This window comes from Bradyrhizobium sp. Leo170 (assembly GCF_004296405.1).
In the GTDB taxonomy this organism is placed as follows: Bacteria; Pseudomonadota; Alphaproteobacteria; order Rhizobiales; family Xanthobacteraceae; genus Bradyrhizobium.
Window position 1 is genome coordinate 1 of the sequence record NZ_PSRR01000687.1, and the last position, 1,608, is coordinate 1,608.

General features: G+C 62.9%; 2 protein-coding genes. Both read left to right on the forward strand.

Annotated elements, in window-relative coordinates:
* Positions 1-138: 138 nt before the first annotated feature.
* Positions 139-711 carry a L,D-transpeptidase gene (locus CWO89_RS44005; RefSeq protein ID WP_130584357.1) on the forward strand — a complete coding sequence of 191 codons (573 nt, stop codon included), beginning with the start codon at positions 139-141 and terminating at the stop codon, positions 709-711.
* Positions 712-845: 134 nt separating this feature from the next.
* Complete coding sequence (locus CWO89_RS44010; protein ID WP_207234710.1) at positions 846-1,595, forward strand: DUF2927 domain-containing protein; 750 nt, start codon at positions 846-848, stop codon at positions 1,593-1,595.
* Positions 1,596-1,608 lie beyond the last annotated feature (13 nt).

Below are 1,608 nucleotides of genomic sequence, written 5' to 3' on the forward strand. Positions count from 1 at the left end.
TCAGCTGCCATCGTTTCCGATGTGTTGCCTTTTTTAACCGCGGTGTCCGAAAATCCGTTGCTCACGGCGGCGTGGGTTGCGCATTCGAACAACTTATGGCCTCACTTTCGTGAGGCTGGAAATAACGCGAGGAAGGCAATGACACGGGGCAGGGTTTTGCTGGCGGCGGCGCTCTTGATGCTGGGAGGCGCCGGTCAGGCGCAGGCCCAATTCTTCGACACCCGCGACATCATGGGCGGAGGCCCGAACTTCTTCGGCACCGGCGCGAGCCCGATCCAACGGGCGACCGTGATGTACCCGAGCCATTATGCGCCGGGCACCATCGTCATCAACACCGCCGAGCGGCGGCTCTATCTCGTCCTCAATGACGGCCAGGCGCTGCGCTATGGCATCGGGGTCGGCCGCGACGGCTTCCGCTGGGGCGGAACCCATCGCGTCACCGCCAAGAAGGAATGGCCGAGCTGGACGCCGCCAGCGCAGATGCTGCGGCGCCGTCCCGACCTGCCGCGCCACATGGCCGGCGGCATAGAAAATCCGCTCGGTGCCCGCGCGCTGTATCTCGGCTCGACGCTCTACCGCATTCACGGCTCGAACGAGCCGGAGACGATCGGACAGGCGGTATCGTCCGGCTGCTTCCGCATGACCAACGAGGATGTGGTGGATCTCTATAGCCGCGTTTCCGTCGGCACCACTGTCGTCGTCAAGAATTAGGACGGTACGGGAACCAGCGCTGCCATGCGCAAGCAAGCTTGCGCGCGCACCGTGATTGCGGCAGCGTTATAGCGATGTGCACGCTTCGCCGTATCCTGGCTGTCCTCGTCCTTGCAATCGCCCCGGCCGCGATCATGCCCGGCCTCGTTGCGCCGCCGGCATGGTCGGGCGAGAACCCATCGATCGCCGCGCGTCAGCGCAACGAGAAGAAAGCCTTCACCGATAGCGAGATCATCGAAGGCTTCATGAAGACGGCGTTCGGCGCCGAGTACCACCTCGCCGGCCGCGTCGACCGCATCCGCAAATATGACTCCCCGATCAGGGTGTTCGCCGATGGCACCCGCGCCGACCGCAAGGCGCAGCTCGGAAAGATCGTCGGCGACATCGCCGCCAAGGTCCAGCATCTCGACATCGCCATGACCGAGAGCAGCGAGATCGCCAATGTGAGGGTGAAGCTGGTACGCGACCGCGATCTCTATCGCACCATCACGACCTTCTATGGCAGCGAGCGGGCGAAAGAGATCCGCTCCTCGCTCGACCCGCAATGCCTGAGCGGCTTTCGCAAGAACGACAATTTCGAGATCGAGCATTCGGACGTGATCCTCACGGTCGACAACGGCGACTTCGTCTTCTTCGATTGCGCCTATGAGGAACTGCTGCAGTCGCTCGGCCCGATCAACGACACCTCCAGCGTGCCCTGGACCATGTTCAACGACAACGTCTCGATGGGCTATTTCGACGTCTACGACCAGTACATCCTCAACCTGCTCTACGATCCCCGCATCAAGGCCGGCATGACCGTGCAGGACGTCAAGGCCGTGTTGCCCGACGTCCTCGCCGACGTCCGCGCCTGGGTGAAGAAGGTGAACAATCTGCCGGAGTGAGGAGGCTCTTCCC